The sequence below is a fragment of the Streptomyces sp. NBC_01450 genome (genome assembly GCF_036227505.1).
GTDB lineage: Bacteria > Actinomycetota > Actinomycetes > Streptomycetales > Streptomycetaceae > Streptomyces.
In genome coordinates this window covers 10220734-10239275 of record NZ_CP109480.1, presented here as the reverse complement: position 1 = coordinate 10239275, position 18542 = coordinate 10220734, and the positions used below count along the sequence as shown (strand labels likewise).

General features: G+C 69.3%; 19 protein-coding genes and 1 pseudogene. 11 read left to right on the top strand and 9 right to left on the bottom strand.

The window, feature by feature from the left end; genetic code table 11:
• Positions 1-175: 175 nt before the first annotated feature.
• On the bottom strand, positions 176-2848 hold the full coding sequence (locus OG568_RS45640) for a LuxR C-terminal-related transcriptional regulator (RefSeq protein WP_329535851.1): 2673 nt from the start codon (positions 2846-2848) through the stop codon (positions 176-178).
• 553 nt (positions 2849-3401) lie between these two features.
• Here OG568_RS45640 and OG568_RS45635 point away from each other — a divergent pair.
• Positions 3402-3749 (top strand): hypothetical protein, encoded by a 348-nt coding sequence (locus OG568_RS45635; protein WP_329535849.1) that lies wholly within the window; start codon positions 3402-3404, stop codon positions 3747-3749.
• Positions 3750-3915: 166 nt separating this feature from the next.
• Here OG568_RS45635 and OG568_RS45630 read toward each other — a convergent pair whose 3' ends face one another.
• On the bottom strand, positions 3916-4605 hold the full coding sequence (locus tag OG568_RS45630) for a M24 family metallopeptidase (protein ID WP_329535848.1): 690 nt from the start codon (positions 4603-4605) through the stop codon (positions 3916-3918).
• Between the two features lie 212 nt (positions 4606-4817).
• On the opposite strand from OG568_RS45630, the gene OG568_RS45625 reads away from it, so the two are divergent.
• Positions 4818-5795, top strand: a complete 978-nt coding sequence (locus OG568_RS45625; RefSeq protein ID WP_329535847.1) for a cytochrome c oxidase assembly protein — start codon at positions 4818-4820, stop codon at positions 5793-5795.
• A 151-nt stretch (positions 5796-5946) separates the two neighbouring features.
• Positions 5947-6276 carry an antibiotic biosynthesis monooxygenase family protein gene (locus OG568_RS45620; protein WP_329535846.1) on the top strand — a complete coding sequence of 110 codons (330 nt, stop codon included), beginning with the start codon at positions 5947-5949 and terminating at the stop codon, positions 6274-6276.
• Between the two features lie 166 nt (positions 6277-6442).
• Here OG568_RS45620 and OG568_RS45615 read toward each other — a convergent pair whose 3' ends face one another.
• Together OG568_RS45615 and OG568_RS45610 are read right to left on the bottom strand one after the other, a co-directional pair.
• Positions 6443-7339: an RNA polymerase sigma-70 factor gene (locus OG568_RS45615; RefSeq protein ID WP_329535845.1), complete on the bottom strand. Its 897-nt coding sequence runs from the start codon at positions 7337-7339 to the stop codon at positions 6443-6445.
• A 234-nt stretch (positions 7340-7573) separates the two neighbouring features.
• Positions 7574-8770 (bottom strand): NAD(P)/FAD-dependent oxidoreductase, encoded by a 1197-nt coding sequence (locus tag OG568_RS45610; protein ID WP_329536622.1) that lies wholly within the window; start codon positions 8768-8770, stop codon positions 7574-7576.
• A gap of 315 nt (positions 8771-9085) precedes the next feature.
• On the opposite strand from OG568_RS45610, the gene OG568_RS45605 reads away from it, so the two are divergent.
• The 3 genes from OG568_RS45605 to OG568_RS45595 all read left to right on the top strand — a co-directional run bounded on the left by OG568_RS45605 (position 9086) and on the right by OG568_RS45595 (position 10250).
• A complete protein-coding gene (locus OG568_RS45605; protein ID WP_329535844.1) occupies positions 9086-9256 on the top strand; it encodes a hypothetical protein in 171 nt (56 codons plus the stop codon).
• Between the two features lie 102 nt (positions 9257-9358).
• The gene (locus OG568_RS45600) at positions 9359-9523 is read left to right on the top strand and encodes a hypothetical protein (RefSeq protein ID WP_329535843.1); all 165 of its coding nucleotides are present in this window, start codon (positions 9359-9361) and stop codon (positions 9521-9523) included.
• On the top strand, positions 9516-10250 hold the full coding sequence (locus OG568_RS45595) for a DUF427 domain-containing protein (protein ID WP_329535842.1): 735 nt from the start codon (positions 9516-9518) through the stop codon (positions 10248-10250). Before OG568_RS45600 ends, OG568_RS45595 begins: the two co-directional genes overlap by 8 nt.
• A gap of 113 nt (positions 10251-10363) precedes the next feature.
• On the opposite strand, the gene OG568_RS45590 is transcribed toward OG568_RS45595, so the two are convergent.
• The gene (locus OG568_RS45590; RefSeq protein WP_266638626.1) at positions 10364-10540 is read right to left on the bottom strand and encodes a hypothetical protein; all 177 of its coding nucleotides are present in this window, start codon (positions 10538-10540) and stop codon (positions 10364-10366) included.
• Positions 10541-10599: 59 nt separating this feature from the next.
• Here OG568_RS45590 and OG568_RS45585 point away from each other — a divergent pair, with 59 nt between their 5' ends.
• The 3 genes from OG568_RS45585 (at position 10600) to OG568_RS45575 (ending at position 14824) form a co-directional block, all read left to right on the top strand.
• Positions 10600-12330: an MOSC and FAD-binding oxidoreductase domain-containing protein gene (locus OG568_RS45585; RefSeq protein ID WP_329535841.1), complete on the top strand. Its 1731-nt coding sequence runs from the start codon at positions 10600-10602 to the stop codon at positions 12328-12330.
• 187 nt (positions 12331-12517) lie between these two features.
• Positions 12518-13387, top strand: coding sequence for an alpha/beta fold hydrolase (locus OG568_RS45580; RefSeq protein WP_329535840.1), 870 nt, complete (start codon positions 12518-12520; stop codon positions 13385-13387).
• 255 nt (positions 13388-13642) lie between these two features.
• A complete protein-coding gene (locus tag OG568_RS45575) occupies positions 13643-14824 on the top strand; it encodes an amidase domain-containing protein (protein WP_329535839.1) in 1182 nt (393 codons plus the stop codon).
• A 159-nt stretch (positions 14825-14983) separates the two neighbouring features.
• On the opposite strand, the gene OG568_RS45570 is transcribed toward OG568_RS45575, so the two are convergent.
• Positions 14984-15217 (bottom strand): hypothetical protein, encoded by a 234-nt coding sequence (locus tag OG568_RS45570; RefSeq protein ID WP_266418610.1) that lies wholly within the window; start codon positions 15215-15217, stop codon positions 14984-14986.
• A 374-nt stretch (positions 15218-15591) separates the two neighbouring features.
• On the opposite strand from OG568_RS45570, the gene OG568_RS45565 reads away from it, so the two are divergent.
• Positions 15592-16209 carry a hypothetical protein gene (locus tag OG568_RS45565; RefSeq protein WP_329535838.1) on the top strand — a complete coding sequence of 206 codons (618 nt, stop codon included), beginning with the start codon at positions 15592-15594 and terminating at the stop codon, positions 16207-16209.
• Between the two features lie 166 nt (positions 16210-16375).
• Here the strand turns inward: OG568_RS45565 and OG568_RS45560 are convergent.
• Positions 16376-16827, bottom strand: a pseudogene (locus OG568_RS45560) (NUDIX hydrolase); the annotation flags it as partial.
• Positions 16828-16861: 34 nt separating this feature from the next.
• Positions 16862-17119: a mycothiol transferase gene (locus OG568_RS45555; protein WP_329535837.1), complete on the bottom strand. Its 258-nt coding sequence runs from the start codon at positions 17117-17119 to the stop codon at positions 16862-16864.
• A 246-nt stretch (positions 17120-17365) separates the two neighbouring features.
• Here OG568_RS45555 and OG568_RS45550 point away from each other — a divergent pair, with 246 nt between their 5' ends.
• Positions 17366-17833 (top strand): hypothetical protein, encoded by a 468-nt coding sequence (locus tag OG568_RS45550; protein ID WP_329535836.1) that lies wholly within the window; start codon positions 17366-17368, stop codon positions 17831-17833.
• Between the two features lie 33 nt (positions 17834-17866).
• On the opposite strand, the gene OG568_RS45545 is transcribed toward OG568_RS45550, so the two are convergent.
• The gene (locus OG568_RS45545; RefSeq protein ID WP_329535835.1) at positions 17867-18463 is read right to left on the bottom strand and encodes a DinB family protein; all 597 of its coding nucleotides are present in this window, start codon (positions 18461-18463) and stop codon (positions 17867-17869) included.
• Between the last annotated feature and the right edge of the window lie 79 nt (positions 18464-18542).

Genomic DNA, 18542 nt, shown 5'->3' with positions numbered 1-18542 from the left:
CCGGTCGGCAGGTGACCCAGCACGGTGAAGGACGGGTTCCGGGCACCGAGTCGGCCCGGGCAGCCGTCGATTCGGCCGGGCAGCGGCCCGCATGCTCGGCCGCCACTCCTATCGCATCCGAACGGTTCGCCCCGCGCCTCACCCGTGACGGGCGAGGGTGCTCACCGGCACGGGCTCACAGCAGCCGCAGCTCGCGCGCCCGGCGCACCGCTTCGTTGCGCCGGTTCACCGCCAGTTTCCGGTAGACGCTCTTGAGGTGGGTCTTGACCGTGTTCACCGACACGCAGAGGTCGGCCGCGATCTCCTCCGTCGACATCATCTGGGCCAGTCGCTGGAGAACGTCGCGTTCGCGTCCGCTCAACTCCTGCACCACGAGCGGCGCGGGCGCGTCGGGCCGGGGCGGCTCGCCGGTCGTGATCCAGCCCGCGGCCAGTGGCAGCAGCGGCGCCGTCCCCAGGAGGCGTCGGATCCACGGTCCGGCCTCGACGAAGGGGCGCCGCAGTCGCTCACGCCGGGCCTCCAGGAGCGCCTGGCCGACAAGCTTGCCCGCGGCGGCGAAGTCCCCGGCCTCCAGTACGGCCTGCGCCCGTACCAACGTGGCCCGCACGGTCACCGCCGGACCGGCCGCACCCTCGGTGCGCAGACGGTCGAGCAGGTCGAGCGCGGCACCGGGGCGCCCCGCCGCGAGCTGGGCCCGCGCCGCCTGCACCACACAGGCCGGCTGGCCGTCCGTGACCTGTCGCAACACCTCGGCGGCCATGTCCGGCCGGCCCTCGGCCAGGTGCGCGACGGAGGCGACCAGAGCGGCATGAGCCCGCGCCCAGGGTGACGCCACGTCCGCGACGACCGCCGGATCCACCGCTGCCAGGGCGGCTCGCGTCTTGCCTCGGGCCAGCAGCAGACGTGCCGTCACCATGGACCGGGCAGCGGCCGTCACCGGGTCCCGTACCGCAAGGCGCGATCCGACCGCCTCGTCGAGGAGGGCCCGGGCCTGGGCGAGTTCGTCGCGGTCGACAGCCACGGCGGCCAGGACCAGCCGCCCGATGCCCGAGCCGGACGGCCCGCACAGACCGAACCGCTCGGAATCGGTCACCGCCGCCGATGCCTTGTGCTCCGCCCTGCCGAGCCAGCCGCGCAGGTAGTCGATCAGCGCCAGGAGACCCAAGGACTCCTCTCGCACAAGCGCCGTCGAGGCCCCGCCGGAACATCCCGCCGCCGCGGACAGCGCGGTGCGCGCATCCTCGAAGCGCCCGGCCCACAGACGCGTCGAGCCCAGATGGGTCAGCAGCAGTGCGGTGAGTTCGGGATGCTGCTCCAAGAGGTGGGCAGGAACCGCCCGTCTCAGTTCCTCGGCCGCCTCCGCGGCCGTTTCCGCCTGTTCCAGGGAGCCGGCCATACGGGCCGCCAGGGCTTCCAGCAGCGCGCAGCTCAGCATTGCCGCCGCCGGGCCGGGCGCGTCGTCGGCCGGGTCGGGCACGTCCGTGGCCAGCCTCGCCTCCGCGTGGTGCAGACGGGCCAGGCCCCGGTCGAGGTCGCACCGGGACAGGTCCCCGGCCGCTCGGACGATGTCGGTCGCGGGGCTCGTGGCCTCGGGTCCCATCCGGGAGAACAGCTCGGTCAGCTCGTCGCGGCGCAGCCCGGTGAAGAGCTGCCCGATCGCCAGGTCGTCGACGAAGGCACCGGCCGTGAACTCCCAGTCGCCCGCGGCGGCGCCATGGGCGATCGTCTCCGGGAGGGATCCGGAGCGCAGCAGCCACCGGGCGGCCCGCCGGTGGAGTTCGGGCTCCAGCCCAGGACAGCGCACCCGCAGATGAGCCCGGAGGATCTCCCTGAACAGGGGATGGAGGCGGTACCACGAGTGTCCGAGGTCCTCGACGAACGCGTTCTCACGGTGCAACTGGGCCAGAACGGGCTCGGCGTCGGTACGCTCCGTCAGCGCGTCGGCCAGATCGGGGCAGAGACGCTCCAGGACGCTGACACGCAGCAGGAGGTCCTGAGTCTCGGCCGTTCGGCTCTTGAGCACCTCGGCCAGGAGGTAGTCGGCGACCGTACTCCGTCCTGCCTCGAACTCCTTCAGGTACGTCTGCGGATCCGGGCTCTCCCGTGCGGCCAGGGCGCACAGCCGCAGGCCGGCCGCCCACCCCCCGGTGCGATCCACGAGTGCCCCCACGGCGTGCGCGGACAGACGCAGGCCGTGCAGCTCCAGGAGTAAGGCCGCCTCCTCCGGTGTGAAAGCCAGTTCCGCGTTCCGGATCTCCGTCAGATCGCCGGCCGCCCGGTAACGGTGCACCGGCAGCAGCGGCTCGGTGCGGGTGACGAGGATGAGGCGCATTCCCGGTCCGGCATGACGCAAGACGAACTCCAGCTGCTCCGCGATCTCCGGCGCGCTCACGCGGTCGTATTCGTCGAGCACGACGAGCGCGGGCCGGTCGCGTCCGCTGAGCTCGGCGGCGAGCCGTGCCAGCAGCTTGCGGTCCACCCGGCTCGCGTCGGCGGGACAGCGGATGTCGCCGGGGACCGGTACGCCCGAGGCCCGCAGCGCCTGGAGCACGTACGCCCAGAACATTCCGGGCCGCTGATCCCCGGCGTCGGCGGTGAACCAGGCGACCGGCCGCCCCAGCCTTGTGACCCAATCGGCGACCAGCAGGGTCTTCCCCGCCCCGGCCGCGCCGTTGACCACCGTCAACGGTGTCAGCAGAGCCTGGTCGAGGTGTCCGACCAGCCGCTCCCGCCGCAGGAACGTGGCCGGCCTCGTCGGCAGGGCGAACCGCGTGTGCAGAAACGGGTCGCCCATGGGATCGACCCATGCGTCGGTCGCCCCCTGGCCGCTCTCCTCGATCCCAGCCATGACGCTCACCATTATCCGGTCGGATCACGGGCGGCGCTCTTCTCACTCCCGTCCCGCCCGGTCCGAGCCGAGCGCGGGGCAGCGAGGACGGTGGGACGACCTACCGAGGGACCACGGTCGACAAGGGACCCGAGCGCGCAGCGCTCACGAATGAGCTCACCCACGCATGACGGCCCGGGCCGCACAGGTCCACGATCCACGGCCGGCAGATCATGAATGGAGTCCCAGCAGGGCGGCCCCGCCCGCGTCGGCGGACGCGACCCGGACAGCCCCACCCCCCCTCACGCTCGTCCACACGCTCCACCGGCGCCTGCACCCCATCCATGTCCCTGCCCAGCCGCCCGAACTCGCGCCTGTCGACATCACGTTGACACGGTCAGTTGCCGAGCGTTGACTGACAGCACGGTGCGGAGCACGTACCGCTCCGGTGGCACACCCCACCGACCATGGCAGCCGTGATCGCCGGCGGGTGAAGCACCCTTCGGACCTGCGCAGGACCCGGCCCCGCCCAGGGCGCCCCCGGCCGGCACGACGTACAGGAAAGTGGCACACGATGATGTACGACCAGTCACGCGCCCAGCAGCCTCCGGACAAACGGCCCGGTTCCACCGGGCGTCGTACGCCGGGCCCGGAGCCGCTGCTCCCCTCGGACGCGCGGGCCGAGCTCGCCCAGCACCTTCAACACGCCCTCAACACCTTCGCCGACAGCCCGCTTGAGGCGTTGGAAGAGGCCGAGACCGCATTCGACGAGGTCACCGCCCAACTGATGAGCGTCCTCGCGGAACGGCGGCGTGTCCTCCACGCGGGCTGGCAGGACCAGGACCCCGAGACACACGCCGACGAACTCAGGCACGCGCTGAGGCAGTACAGGGAGATCACGCAACGGCTGCTGCGTATCTAGGCCCTGGCCCACGGCGGGGCAGTCAGCGCGTGCAGCCAAGTACCGTCTGCCAAGAGTGGACCGTCAGGCGGTCTCCCCCCAGTGCCGCGGCCAGGTCGAAGGCGGAGCGGCCCAGGCCCTCGGCGCGACCGTCTTCGAGAACATGCGCGTCGACGCCCGCGGCGGCTCAGCCGAGGTCGAGCAGCTCCTCGTAGAAGCCTCCGAACCCCCTTGCACGGTCCACAAGATGGATCTCGAGGATCCAGTGGCAGCGGCGCCCGGCCTTGTCGGTGCGCCGCAGAGGGGTGTCGTTGCCCGGCGCGATGTACGACTCCACGTCCGCGCCGTCAATGGTCTCGTGCGGGAACTCGCCGACCAGGTGCCCGGCGTGCCAGCCGCCCAGCTCCCACCCGGCGTCCGCCGCCAGCCGCTCGACCTCGGCGTACAGCCGCTTGCCGGTGATGTCCGGATCGCTCTCGAAGAAGCGGCGCCCGGCCGCGAAGACCTCGGGCAGGTCGTCGCGCAGCCGCCGCTTGACCGGATCGTCGCCGAGCACGAACGTCCGCCCGAAGTCGGCCTCGTACTCCTCGAAGATCGGCCCGAAGTCGGCGAACACGATGTCGTCGGCGCCGATCACCCGGTCCGGCGGATTCTCCTTGTACGGCACCAGTGTGTTCGGCCCCGAGCGCACGATCCGCTTGTGCCAGTGTCGGGTCGTGCCGAACAGTTCGTTCGCCAGATCGCGGATCCGGTCGCTGACCGCCCGCTCGCCCTCCCCACGGGCGACCAGCCCGCGCGACTCGATCTCCGCGAACAGCTCGGCCGCCCTCGCCTGAGCCTCCAGCAACCGCGCCGCGCGCGTCGATTCCCCGTCCATACGGCTGACCGTAGGTGCCCGGCCCACGGCCCGGCAACCGTATTCGTACGCCCCCGCCCCAGGTCGGGCCGCAGGATTCGCGCCCTTACTGGTGTGGGTTGGGTATGAGCTCGGTGTGACGGCGGCGAGTCCGGTGTGTGCGCGGGCCGGGGCCGGTCGTGCGCCGCATAGAGTGCCACGGCAGATCCGGCATGCCGTGGAGGTAGAACGCGATGGAGAATCCGCCACAGCTCACCGTGGGGCGGCTCTTCGCCTCATGGCAGCTGGACGTGCCCGCGCTCTTGCTGGTCGTTGCCCTGGGCGCACTGTACGGCTGGGGCGTGCTGCGGCTGAAACGCCGGGGTGAACCCTGGCCCATGGCGCGCGTCGCCGCCTTCGCGCTGCTCGGCCTGGGCACCCTCGTCGTGGCCACGATGTCCGCCCTGGCCGTGTACGACCACGCGCTGTTCTGGCCGGCCGCCGTCCAGAACGTCCTCCTCGACCTGGTCGCACCGCTCGGGCTGGCCCTGGGCGATCCACTGCGGCTGGCACTGCGTTCCCTGCCCGAGCACGCCGCCGGACGTGTGCAGCGGGCGCTGACCGGACGGCTGCTGCGCCTGCTCACTTTCCCACTGGTGAGCACGGCTCTGGTCCTCACGACGGAGCTGACGGTGTACTTCACGCCGCACTTCGAGACCGCCCTGGGCCACGACTGGCTGCATGAGGTGATGTATCTGCACCTGCTGCTCGCCGGAAGCCTGTTCGTCCTGCCGATGCTCACCCGCGAAGAGGCACTGCCGGGATGGTGTTCCCATCCGGTCCGGGCGGCGCTGGTGTTCCTCGACGGGATCATCGACGCCGTACCGGGCATCGTGGTGATGACCCACGGCACGCTCATCGCCGGGGCCTGGTACCTCCGTCACGCGCCGTCCTGGGCACCGGACGTGCTCCATGACCAGCAGCTCGGCGGTGGCGCGATGATCGGCATCGCCGAGTTGGTGGCACTGCCCTTCCTCCTCGCGATCCTGGCGCAGTGGGCCCGTACCGAACGCGCCGAGACCGTCGCACTGGACCGTCGTCTGGAGGCGGAGCTGGTCCCGGCGGCGCGCGCACCGGGAGCGGCACAGGCGTCGGAACTCGTACGTCCGTGGTGGGAGACCGAGAACAGCGAAGTCGCCCAGCGCATCCGGCACCAGCGGCCGGGTCGTTGACACACGGCGATGGGGTGGTCCTCTCTCAACTCACCGCCGAGTGGCCGCGTCCCGGCGGGCGGACGACGGCGCCCGCCGGAATCGCGTCATGCACGAGCGTCATGCACGAGCCGCTCCTCGTCCACGGAGCGCCGTGCGGCAGGATGGGGCCATGAGCGTAGTCAAGATCAACGTACTGACCGTCCCGGCCGAGCAGCGGGAGACACTGGAGAAGCGCTTCGCTTCCCGTGCCCATGCCGTGGAGAACTCCGACGGGTTCGAATGGTTCGAACTCCTCCGCCCCGTCGAAGGCACCGACAGCTACCTCGTCTACACGCGGTGGCGTGACGAGGAGTCCTTCCAGGCCTGGATGGAGGGCCCCATGAAGGCGGCCCATCAGGGCGGTGACGCGGGGAGTGGTGAGCACCCCAAGCCCGCGGCGAGCGGGTCCACGCTGTGGTCGTTCGAGGTCGTGCAGCAGGCGGCGCCGACCGGCGCGTGACTGGACGCCGGGCAGCCGTCCGCGGACGGCTGCCCGGCTACGGCCGTAAGGTCCCCACTGGTCCCGGCTGACCAGCCGGTTCGCCTGCTTCTCGGCGGCAGTCAGCGGCTTGTTCCGCGACGCCTGCGCTACCGCGCACCTCGGTCGGCCGTGTCGCGGGGGACGGTCAGCGGGAGGTGAGGGGTGTTTCGGACTCGATGCGGGTGAGTTTTTCGGGGTTGCGGACGTAGTAGAGGCCGGTGGCACGGGCGTTCTCCACGCTGAAGGCCAGCACGCCGTCGATCACGCCGTCCAGACGCAGGATGAGTCCGGGGTTGCCGTTGACCGTCGTGGACTCACTGGTGAGGATGCCGCCTGCCTTGTCGACACTGCCGGCCATGTAACGGAGCACCTTGTCGGCGCCGACGACCGGCCGCAGGGCCGCCAGCCTGAGGCCGCCGCCGTCGCTGACGAAAACAACGTCCGGGGCGAGTACGTCGAGCAACCCCTGCAAGTCCCCGGTCACGAGCGCGCGCTGGAACGAATTCAACGCTTCCCGGGCTTCTTCCGGGGAAGCCGGTGTGCGCGGCCGACGGGCGTCGACGTGTTGGCGGGCGCGGTAGGCGATCTGGCGTGCGGCGGAGGGGCTCTTGTCGATCGCGGCCGCGATGTCGTCGTAGCCGATGTCGAAGACCTCGTGCAGTACGAAGACGGCGCGTTCGGTCGGTGAGAGGGTTTCGAGGATGAACATGAGTGCCAGCGACAGGTTCTCGGACAGTTCGACGTCCTCGGCCACGTCCGGCGCGGTGAGCAGGGGCTCGGGCAGCCAGGGGCCGACGTAGGCCTCCTTGCGCCGTTTGAGGGTGCGTAGCCGGTTGAGTGCTTGCCGGGTCGTGATCCGTACCAGGTAGGCGCGCTGGTCCCGCACCTGTGTCAGGTCGACCTTGACCCACCGCAGCCAGGCCTCCTGGAGGACGTCCTCGGCATCCGCCGCCGATCCGAGCATCTCGTAGGCGACGGTGAACAGCAGGTCGCGGTGGGCGACGAAGGCCTCCGTCGCGGGGTCGGTGACGTGGTCGTTCATGTCGTGCGCTTCGCTCTCTCGTGGTCGGCCCCATGGGCCGGAAGCAGGCCTGGCCGTGGAACATGTACCCGGTCTGATGACGGGGTCGTCGGCAGCAGCCTCCCCACTGATCAGACCACACGGGGTGGGCGGGCTGGTCGGGCTGGTCGGGCTGGTCGGGCTGGTCGGGCTGGTGGGAATGGCGCCCCGGCGCCCGGCCACGGCCTATGAGGCCGCGGCGTGTGCTTTGCGGCGTCAGGTGTTGGACGGCGTCGTGCGGTGTTGCGGCTGAGGGGATTCCAGGTGGTCGGTGCTGTCGCCGTGGGATGCGCGGGAACTGGCCTTGCGTGCCCCGGACACCAACTTGTTGAGGGTGAACCGGCAGGCGATCTCCTTGACGCCGGCACCGGGCCGCCCGCTGATGCGGAGCGCGTTCACCCTGTCGTTCGGGTAGGAGAACTGGGTGACGCCCTCCTTCCGGCCGAGGCTGAGGCACTGCCCGGCGAAGAACATCCGGACGGGAGCGGGTGTTTTCCCCGCGATCCGGCGCAGGATCGTGGCGGCGGCTGCCGGGCCCAGCTGCACGGCGGCCTGGCAGCTCATCCTGAACGGCAGGTCCGTCATCACCGCCGCGTCCCCAGCGGCGACGATGCGCACGTCGTCCACACTGGTCAGCGTCGCGTCGGTGACCAGGCGGCCTTCGGCGTCGGTGCGCAGCCCGCTGCGGGCGGCCAGGTCCGGGACACGGAATCCCGCGGTCCAGATCGTCACCGCGCTGGGCAGCTCGCGGCCGTCGTCGAGCCGTACGCCGTCGCGTGTCACTTCCGTCACCTGCGCACCGGGTCCTTCGAGGACGGTCACACCCAGCTTGGTGAGCCGGCGGGCGACCGGGCGGCGGACTCGGGCATGCAGGGAGGGGCCGAGCACCTTGCCGCAGACCAGGGTGACCTTGCGGCCCGCCTCCGCCAGCTCGGCGGCGGTCTCCAGGCCGGTCGGGCCGGCCCCGACCACGGTCACCGGAGCCGAGGCGGCCGACGCGGCCGACGCGGCCAGCGCCGACCGCAGTCGTTCCGCCCCCTCGAGGTCCGACACCCAATGAGCGAACTCCGCCGCTCCGGGCACGTCGGGGGCGGAGGCGCCGCTGCCCACCGCGTAGACGAGGTAGTCGTAGGAGACCGTGCCACCGCCCGCCAGCGACACCTGACGCTCGGCAGCGTCGATCCGGGTCGCGGTGTCGACCACCAGCCGGACGTTCCCGCCCAGAACCTCACCGAAGCCCACGACCGCGTCATCGGAGCCGGTCACGAGCTGATGCAGGCGGATCCGCTCGACGAAGTCGGGACGCGGATTGACCACGGTCACCGACACGCCATCGCGCCGAGCCAGGCTGTTGGCCGCCGTCACGCCCCCGTACCCGCCGCCGACGACGACCACCTCGACGTTCTCGTTCATCATGTCTCCCTCGCGTTGTGGACTCGGCATGGAGACACCAGCCGCGCGCCCCGGATAACAGCCCACGGATGAGACGTAGCGCACATCGGACGCGGCGGAAACGACGCCTCCTTCCGCCGCGAGTGGCGTAACGCGGCCCTGACGAGATCGGACAGGAGCCGGGCAGTCTCGCGGTAGCGGGCAAGTGGGGCCCAGCCCGCTGTATTCGGCCTGACACGGCTCGGTGGCGGCCGCGCCGGCCGTGCGGAGCTGGAGCGCGTCACCACGGCGTCCGGGGCGGGCGGCACGCGCCTGATCCCACCGCGTGAAGAGGGCATGGACCAGGACGTCCCGCCCAAGGGCTACCAGGCGATCACGCGGGTGGTGGCCGGTGTCGCGAAGCCGGTCAAGGCCGCAGAGGTGAGCGTCGCCCTGGGCAAGGGAACGCTGCCCGGGCAGGTCGAGGCGGTGCGCGCGAAGCTGAAGCGGCTCGCGGAGCGAGGCTGACCGCACCGCACCCCGGCGGGTCGTCATACCAACCGGACAGATCGGTGACCGTGGCCGGATCACGGCGTAACCGGTGGGCCGCCGAAGGGAGTTGGGACGTCGATGTCGAAGAACTCCCAGTCCGTCGAGGGCCCGGACACGCTTGTCCACCAGTGCCGCCTGCCGCTGTCCACCGCGGCCTCGGACATGGTCGCCGCAGTCCGCCATACCCAGCGCCTTGCCGACATGGCCGGCGCCTACGAGCCCAGGGTCGCCGCCCTTGCGTGAGGCGCCGGTCTCCCGGGAGGGGAGCGGCAGTGGTGCCGCCGTCCAGCCGGGGAGGCAGGAGCACTTCCCGCTCTCGTCATTGCGTTCCGACGTTCTCGATGCGAGCGGGCACACCACCCAGCACCGCGAGCTCGGCGAGACGTCCTGGTTCGCGGTGGACGCCGGGGGCCGTCGCACCGAACGTGCGGCGTGGCAGTTCACGGGGCTCCCCTCGTACGCCGGCGAGCTGGAGGGGCGTGTCGCCTTCGCCTGGAGGGCCATGGACGCCTTCTACGAGGAGGACGAACGGATCCTCGGGCACGCGGCGGACGCCTATCACCGCATCGACATCCGCGACACGTCCCGCACCCTGGAGGTGCGCTCGGGGGACAAGGCGATCGCGCGGACCACCCGGCCGCTGGTGCTCTACGAGTCCGGGTTCGCACCGCGGTGGTACGTGCCGCGCGAGGACATCCAGGAGAAGGAACTGACGCCGGTGGAGGGTCAGACGTTCTGCCCCTACAAGGGGCTGGCCAGCTACTACGACATCGGCGAGGCCAAGAAGGCGGCATGGTCGTACCGCGAGGCCTACACCGAGGTCGGGCGCGTCGACGACCTGGTCTCCTTCGAGCCCGACAAGGTCGAGGTCTACCTCGACGGTGAGCGGCTGCACCTCGAACCGGGACAGCAGGTGGTGCCTCACGGCGTCGACCGCGGCCTCGGAACCGACGAGGCCCTCTCCCACTGAAGCGGCTTTGCACGGTGAGAGCGTGCCCTTGACCGGCATCAGCCTGGCGACGAGCCTCGCGGCGAGGGTCGCCCCTCACCGTGAGGCGTGATGTATCGACGGGGCGGACAGGCTCATTCCTCGCGTTCGTACTCCGCCCGGGCACGTTCGGCATCGAGATCTTCCTGTGCGGCGCGGTAGATGTCACCGGCCAGCTTCCGGGCCGCCTGAGGATCGGAAGTCGAGGAGACCGTCCGGATCCGGTCAGCCCATTTCTCCATGTTCTGCGGGATTTCGGGATTCTTACTCACACTACTTTTGTACCTTTTTATAGGCTTCTTCGCCTCCCGCACCGCACCAGGAGGATGAGATGGCGACCCTGCGCTCACTCAATGTGGGACGACCGAAGGACGTGCCCTGGCGCGGCAGGACGGTACACACGGGAGCGTGGAAACATCCCGTCGACGGCCCCCTGATGGTGCGCCGTCTCAACGTCGACGGAGACGGCCAGGGCGACCTTCAGGGGCATGGCGGGGAGCAGCGGGCAGTCCTCGTCTATCAGACGCAGTCCTACGCGTACTGGCGCAAGGTTCTCGAGCGCGACGATCTCGAGTTCGGCCAGTTCGGGGAGAACTTCACCGTCGACGGGCTGGCGGACGACGAGGTGTGCATCGGCGATCGCTACCGCATCGGCGAAGCCGAGTTCGAGGTCACCCAGCCGCGCGTGACCTGTTACCGCGTCGGCATGCGGCTGAACGAACCGCGCATGGCTTCCCTGCTGGTCGCCCATCACCGCCCCGGCTTCTACCTCCGCGTCATCAACGAGGGCCGGGTCCGGGCAGGAGACCGGATCACACGGACCCGCACCGGCAGAGGGTCGCTGACCGTCGCCGACACCGATGCCCTCCTCTACCTTCCGGACCCTGATCCCGCCAGACTGCGTGCCGCCCTGGCGATCGAGGCGCTCAGCCCCGGATGGCGGCAGTCCTTCCAGGAGATGAGCGGGCGGCTCGACCAGCCGCCCGGCCCCGCTCCCGCCGCGCCGGGCTGGACGGGCTTCAGACAGCTGCGCGTGACCCAGGTCGTGCCCGAGACCCCCACGGTGTCCTCGTTCCACCTGCGGGCCGCGGACTCACAGGAGCTGCCCCCGGCCGCGCCCGGCCAGTACCTGACCGTACGGATCCCCGGAGACGGCCGACCCGGACTGGTGCGTTCCTATTCGCTGTCCTCCGCCCCCGATGCCGCCGAGTACCGGATCAGCGTCAAACGCGAAGACCACGGCACGGCCAGCACCTGGCTCCACACACATCTGCACCGAGGCGACGTCATCGAAGCAGCCGCCCCTCGCGGGACGTTCGTACTCGCCGATGACCACACACCCGTGGCGCTGTTCTCGGCCGGCATCGGCGTCACTCCCGTCCTGGCGATGCTGTACCGACTGGCCCGCGACCACAGCTCCCGAGCCGTGTGGTGGGTGCACACCGCACGGGACCCCGGCCAACAGCCCTTCGCGGAAGAGACCCGGCAACTCCTCGCCCGCCTGCCCCACGCCCGCGCCTTCATCTACTACACCACCCCGGACCTCGCGATCGACGAGGGGCCGGACATCACACACGGACGCATGACCAGCGAAGGCATCCGAGAGCTGGGCATTCCCGCCGATGCGCACGCCTATCTGTGCGGCCCCGAGGGCTTCATGTCGGCGGTGACGTCCGGGCTCCAGCTGGCGGGGCTGAACGGTTCGAACATCCACACCGAAGTCTTCGGAGCCCTGGCAGCCATCAACCCCGGCATCACCCACACAGGTTCCGGACATCCTCACCAGCCGCCCGGCCCACGGGGCACCGGGCCCTCCGTCACCTTCGCCCGCAGCGGCCTGTCAACCGGCTGGTCCGACCGGTACGCGACCCTTCTGGAGCTGGCGGAGGCATGCGATGTCCCCACTCGCTGGTCCTGCCGTACGGGGGTGTGCCACACCTGCGCCACTCCCCTGCTCACCGGTCAGGTCGAGTACACGACGCCGCCCCTGGAGGATCCCGCCCCGGGTGAAGCGCTGCCGTGCTGCAGCATCCCCACCGCCGATGTCCTTCTGGATCTGTGAGGCCCCCTCCTGAAGGTTCGCCCAGCATCCGTGGACCGCTCCACGTGCCCATCCCGATCGTCGAGCGCGGATTTCGAATGCCATCGCAAGTCTCGACTCGCGCATCTAACCATCAAAGATGACTTGACAGGTTAGATCTCGCATGCTGGAGTGCGACTAACCATTCAAACCAACTTCGGAGGTTGAAATGAGCAGCGTCGTGCATCACCGCACCGCCACCGTCAACGGCATGGACGTCTTCTACCGAGAGGCCGGAGACCCGCGGTCGCCGGCGCTCGTGCTGCTGCACGGCTTCCCCACGAGCTCTCACATGTTCCGGAACCTCATCCCGGAACTCGCCGACACCTACCGCGTCATCGCGCCCGACATGATCGGATTCGGCCAGTCGGCCATGCCGACCGTCGACGAGTTCGACTACACCTTCGACGCGCTGACCGACGTGACCGCCGGCCTGCTGGAACAGCTCGGTGTCGACCGGTTCGCGGTCTACGCGCAGGACTACGGAGCGCCGATCACCTGGCGGCTCGCCACTCGGTCTCCGCAGAGCATCACCGCGATCATCACGCAGAACGGCAACGCGTACACCGATGGGTTGGTCAAGGCATTCTGGGACGGGCTGTTCGCTTACACCGACAACCCGACGCCCGAGAACGAAGCCCCCCTCCGCGGGGTCCTGACCCTCGAACTGACCCGCTGGCAGTACCTCAACGGAGTCGCGGATCCCAGCCTCGTCAGCCCGGACACCTGGACCATCGACCAAGCGCTGCTCGACCGCCCCGGCAACGACGCCATCCAGCTCGCGCTGTTCCGGGACTATCCGACCAACGTCGCCCTCTACCCGCAACTGCAGCAGTACTTCCGCGACAGCCAGGTACCGCTGTTGGCCGTGTGGGGCGCCAACGACGAGATTTTCGGCCCCGACGGAGCCCGCGCGTTCCAGCGCGATCTGCCCGACGCCGAGATCCACCTCATCGAGTCCGGACACTTCGCCCTGGAGAGCCACCTGGAGGAGATCGCCGGGTACATCCGCGACTTCCTCGCCCGCGTCACCGCCTGACACACGGCCCGTGTGTCGCCGACGCCGGTAAGAGCCCCTTCGTACCGAATACGGACTTCGATCGCCGAGGCGACCGCCGTGGGCCAAGTCGCCGCGCTTGAGCAGGCTTCGAGGTGACAGCCCCTCGCGAGGGTGGAGCCGAGACCCCTCGCAGGTTGCGGTTGTGCCACTTCGGCAACCCCCTTCACAGCAGCCGCACATGCCGTGCGAGGATGCGGCTCCCGGTATCGAGTACCGGCGTAGAGGGGAACATCATTGAGATCAAGGAAACTGAGCCGTAAGCGGCGACGGGCGACCATAGTCACGGCGGTCGCCGCCTCGGTCGTCGCCGGCGCGGCGCTGCTGCCCAACTGGACCGCGGGCGCGTCGAGTGTCGCCGATCCCGCCGTGGACGCGTCGACCAAAGCCACCTTCCAACGGCTGGCGGACGCGGTCTTCACCGACCGTACGGACGCCCTGGTCGACAGTGGCAAGACCAAGCGGAACACCACTCTGTCGTCGCGGTTCTCCGGCGACGTGCGGGTGTCCTCCACACTGTCGCGCGAAGAGAACTCCGCGCTGTCACAGTTGCGGGGCCGCAAGTCCCGCCTGGAGTCGCTCGGCGAGAAGTACAGCTCGGCCAACACGAGCGTCTCGCTGGACCGTACGCGGCTGAAGGGCCGTCACGCCACGGTCGACGTCACCGAGACCACGACGTTGACGTACGAGAAGGTCAAGGGCAACGAGCCGAAGACCACTGGCTTCCAGGCGCACCACGAGCTGACGTTCAAGGCCGACCGCACGGGCGACTGGCAGCTCACCGGCGTCCGCGACACCGACGACGGCGTGGCGGTCAACCAGGTCGCCGCGACGACGTTCGCCGCGGCACCGAAGACCGCCGCCGACGACGCCCCGCCCACGGCGACCCGCTCCGTGACCACATTGCCGGCGCCGGCCAAGCCGAAGAACTTCTCGGCCTCCGGCTACGACTACAAGGCCATGGCGGCGTACGCGGCCAAGTACTGGAACAACTACAACCCGGCTTACCCGGACTTCAACGGGCATGGTGCCGGGGGCGACTGCACCAACTTCGTCAGCCAGTCCCTGAAGGCAGGCGGCTGGAAGCACGTCCCCGGCTACACGAACGACTTCCACAAGTGGTTCGGCACCTCCGACATCCAGTCGGACTCGTTCGTCGGCGTCAACGAGTTCTCGTGGTTCGCCCTGTCCTCCAAGCGGGTCACCAGCCTCGCCAACGTCTACCAGTTGGACGTGGGCGACGTGCTGCAAATGGACTTCAACAAGGACGGGTCCAAGGACCACAGCATGATCGTCACCTACCGCAGCCCGCAGGGCGTGCCGTACGTGACGTACCACTCCACCAACACCTACAACAGGTCGGTGGCGAGCATCATCGCGTCGTACCCGAACGCGGCGTACTACGCCTACCGCACCTGAGCGGTCCCCTCAGGGGGCGGGAGCCGGTCCCAGTGTCCGGCTCCCGTTCCTTTCGGGCCCCCGTGACCACGTAGGACACGGTCCAGGACCGTGTCCTACGTGGTCAGAGACGCACCACCTCACTCATTCGGGACGGTGGTTTCGGCTACGCTCGATCGCTCACGGGAACAATGCGATCCCGACGAGGATCAGCAGGATGATGCCGGCGACGAGCGCGACAGTCGCCCACGTCCCCCGACGCTTCAGCGGCGTCGCGGGCCCTCCTCCACGGGGCCGGTCCTCCGGCAGTGCAGCACCGGCCGGGCGCCCGCTCGCGTAGAACTCTTCGTCGGTCGGATAGACGTTGCGCGGATCATTGAGAGCGCGCGGATCGATCTCGTGTGGACTGGTCATGAGCACTCCTTACGCGGCGCTCATCAGGACCGGAGTTCCCGACGGACGCCGGGCCTACGCCAGGAGGCGGTGACTCACCACCGACCCGACGCGCAGCCCTTCAGGAAGACGCCGTACAGGTAATCCGCCCTGCTCACCGCGCACAATCTGATCGTATACCCGCATTGCGCCGTCCATCAGGTCCAGCGGGGATGAGACCGCGCCGCACACGACCCCCGCGGGCCACACCGCGTTCGATGATCCCGTCGAGATCATCGACGTTCGACCCGCCGCAATGTCACGGCACTCCCGGATAGCTGCCCACATCCACCGTTCGACATCTGACACCGCCACCGCGAGAATACTATTTCAACATGCGAGAATTACATTCTCGTATGGAGGCCTACGAAGCCGACGACTTCGCCCTATGGCCTGTCGCCGGCCTGGGCACGGACCGCTTCCTGGCCCTCTCCGGTCGGCTGTCGGCGATGGAAGTCGGTACGGCGATGGCGATTCTGGTCGGCTACAACCAGGACGCCTCCGACGACCCGGTCACCGAACCCGGAGCCGGCATCAGACGACTGCGCCATCTCGCCGAGACTGAATCCGTCATCGCACCAGGCGGTCTCCGCGTCCATGACTCCACGACCGGTGCCATGGTGTGGCCAGGATGCTGCTTCGGCCTGGAAAACTGGCGCGACTGGGGCGGTCTGACGCAGGGCGAGCAGATCTGGCTCGGCCACGACCCCGCACCACATGCCGAGCGCGTCGGATCGTTGATTCGGCTGTGGCCGGACACGAAAGGGGCGGCTACACACCCGGTCGACATCCCCGTGGCCGAACTGCCCGACCTCCTGCGAACCGTTCAGGACAAGCTCACCGGATTCCTGGCCCTTGCCGGGCAGTGGCTCTCTCAGCACGCTCCCTCTCTCGCCACTCCCCTGACCGCGAAGCTCAACGCGGACCTGTCCATCGGCGCACCGCATCGACTACCTACTGGTCGCGGGCGATAGGGAGCGCCACCAGGTGACCCGAGCCCGGTCCGCTGTTCGCGGAGCCGGTACAGCTCAGTGGCGGGAAAAGGTCGTTCCCCTCCGACCACTTGGCGCTGACCGCGCGTATCTCCCTTGAGTCAGGGGGAGCAAGGCCCATGCGGCGGACACGGTCCTTCTCCTCCTGGTACCGGTCGAACGCGTCGCGGGCGTCGGGGACGAACATCGTGTCGTGCATCGCAGCGCGCAGTTCAGCCGGGGTGAGCCAGGTGTGCCAGGCGATCTCCGAGGCATCCGGTACGACCGGCTGATCGATGACCGCCTCGTGCAGACCGAGCCAGTACGGGCTGATCGCGCCCCTGCACAGATACTTCAAGAGGAACCGCGCCGGTGCGTCGACCCCCAGTTCTTCGGCGAGTTCGCGAGAGGCGGCTGCCGGGTAGGACTCGCCCACGCCCACGCACCTCCGACCAGCCAGTTGTACTGGCCGGGGAAGCGGGAAACACGGTCGGGGCGCCGGTGAACAAGGATCCGACCGTCAGGATCGCGACAGACTGTGGTGGCAACCCGGTGCAGCCACCTTCGGCGGATGGCCTCACCTCGACCCACCACCCCCAGTACATGATCCTGCTCGTCCACTCACTCCACCAGCTCTCCCATGGCGGACACGCTGTCAGACGCCGATCGCCCCGTCGATACGCTCACGGAGAAGATCGGCGTCTGGTTCCGCCGACGACGAGGAACGCGGTGGCGCGTCTTGAGCGGCGAGGACCTGCCTGAACCATCGGCGTTCCACGTCGGCGAGATGGCGTACGCGTCCGGGCAGCGAGAGCGTGGCGGGCCCGGCGTTCCGTCGAGCCAAATCCCCTTCCAGACCGGCGCACTTCAGTTCCGGCGTCGCCCGCCGTGCCGTGCGAAATCCGACGAGCATGCCGTCCCTCCTTCGGAGCTTGTCGGTGACGGTGGGGCCGCGGTGAGGGTCGCTCTACGCGCCGGACGTCGCCGTCACCCGGTCTCTACATCCGGTATCTCGTCGCTGGGAGGGAGCACGCGTTACTCCGTGCGAGTGGTGCAACCTCCGGCAGCGTCGTAGCGTCGATAGAGGAGCCGACCGCCGCGAGGGGCGGACCAGGCGCCGGGGCCCGTGGGTCGAAAGAGATTGCGACTGGGAGCCGACATGCCAAGACACACCATGAGGACAGCAGTCACGTTCTGTGCCGCCGTGTCACTCGCGGCAATCTCCGGAACAGCCTCCTCCGCCCCGGCCACGTCACCACTGTCCGCGCACCCCGTGGAGCGCCAGACCTGGCAGCCCGTGATCGTCGACTGCTTCTGGCGCCAGCAGGTGCGCCCCACCGATTTCATCCTCGCGTGCGGTGACGGCAACAGCCGCCTCACCTCGCTCCACTGGTCACATTGGGGCACGGACTCCGCTGTGGCCACGGGCATCAACGAGGTGAACGACTGCAAGCCGTACTGCGCCGCGGGCAAATTCCACTCGTACGCGGTGACCGTGCTGCTCGACGACCCACAGCCCTGGAAGAAGCACCCCGACTTGCCGCACTACACCCAGATGAGCCTCATCTACACCGACAACAGGCCGGACGGATTCACGCAAAAGGTCGACCTGCCGCTGTGGAACTGAGCTCCGCTGCAAGAAGGCGGCATGCGAGCGGCATCAATCGCGGCCGACGGATTCCCGCGCGATGCGCTCCAGTCGGCTTCGGTGCTTCTCCCACCATGACGGATCGCCCGACGGCATGCCGTCGTTCCCTTCCCACATCCCGACGGCCCCGTCGATGGACTCCCGGAGAATGTCGGCGTGGCCCGCGTGCCGGTGGGTGTCGGCTATCACGCGCACCAGGACGTGGTGCAGCGTCACCTCTCTGCGGTCCTCGGGCCACCACGCCACGCGCCCGATCGCGTCGAGCGCCAGGGTCTCGATCGTGGTGTCCGAGTGCTTCCACGCCTGGCGATAGAGCCCGACGATCTGATCGCGCGACTCGTCCACTTCGGCCCACATGTCCGCGCTGAGCTCGGCGTCCGCCGCGAACCAGAGCGGCGGCTCGTCGAAGAACGGCCGCCCGAAGGTGTCACCGAAGTACCCCAGCTCCACTCCGGCGACATGCTTGACCAGCCCCAACAGATTCGTTCCGGTCGGCGTCAGCGGACGGCGGATGTCGTACTCCGAAAGCCCGTCGAGCTTCCACAGCAGGGCGTCGCGGGCGGCCTGCAGATAGCGGAGAAGATCCGCCTTCTCTTTCGATTCGTTCATGTCCCGCAGTCTCCCAGCCACCACTGACAGTCCGGGCACGCAAAGGCCTGCCCGTCGCACGAGCTCCCGTGGGTTCCCT

Bases quoted from the DNA above. Each gene is read 5' to 3' on its own strand.
- OG568_RS45635 (WP_329535849.1), top strand. From the start codon at position 3,402: ATGATGTACGACCAGTCACGCGCCCAGCAGCCTCCGGACAAACGGCCC.
- OG568_RS45570 (WP_266418610.1), bottom strand. From the start codon at position 15,217: ATGACCAGTCCACACGAGATCGATCCGCGCGCTCTCAATGATCCGCGC.
- OG568_RS45565 (WP_329535838.1), top strand. From the start codon at position 15,592: ATGGAGGCCTACGAAGCCGACGACTTCGCCCTATGGCCTGTCGCCGGC.
- OG568_RS45630 (WP_329535848.1), bottom strand. From the start codon at position 4,605: ATGGACGGGGAATCGACGCGCGCGGCGCGGTTGCTGGAGGCTCAGGCG.
- OG568_RS45545 (WP_329535835.1), bottom strand. From the start codon at position 18,463: ATGAACGAATCGAAAGAGAAGGCGGATCTTCTCCGCTATCTGCAGGCC.
- OG568_RS45600 (WP_329535843.1), top strand. From the start codon at position 9,359: ATGTCGAAGAACTCCCAGTCCGTCGAGGGCCCGGACACGCTTGTCCAC.
- OG568_RS45620 (WP_329535846.1), top strand. From the start codon at position 5,947: ATGAGCGTAGTCAAGATCAACGTACTGACCGTCCCGGCCGAGCAGCGG.
- OG568_RS45580 (WP_329535840.1), top strand. From the start codon at position 12,518: ATGAGCAGCGTCGTGCATCACCGCACCGCCACCGTCAACGGCATGGAC.
- OG568_RS45625 (WP_329535847.1), top strand. From the start codon at position 4,818: ATGGAGAATCCGCCACAGCTCACCGTGGGGCGGCTCTTCGCCTCATGG.
- OG568_RS45555 (WP_329535837.1), bottom strand. From the start codon at position 17,119: ATGCTCGTCGGATTTCGCACGGCACGGCGGGCGACGCCGGAACTGAAG.
- OG568_RS45610 (WP_329536622.1), bottom strand. From the start codon at position 8,770: ATGAACGAGAACGTCGAGGTGGTCGTCGTCGGCGGCGGGTACGGGGGC.
- OG568_RS45640 (WP_329535851.1), bottom strand. From the start codon at position 2,848: ATGGCTGGGATCGAGGAGAGCGGCCAGGGGGCGACCGACGCATGGGTC.
- OG568_RS45550 (WP_329535836.1), top strand. From the start codon at position 17,366: ATGCCAAGACACACCATGAGGACAGCAGTCACGTTCTGTGCCGCCGTG.
- OG568_RS45615 (WP_329535845.1), bottom strand. From the start codon at position 7,339: ATGAACGACCACGTCACCGACCCCGCGACGGAGGCCTTCGTCGCCCAC.
- OG568_RS45605 (WP_329535844.1), top strand. From the start codon at position 9,086: ATGGACCAGGACGTCCCGCCCAAGGGCTACCAGGCGATCACGCGGGTG.
- OG568_RS45585 (WP_329535841.1), top strand. From the start codon at position 10,600: ATGGCGACCCTGCGCTCACTCAATGTGGGACGACCGAAGGACGTGCCC.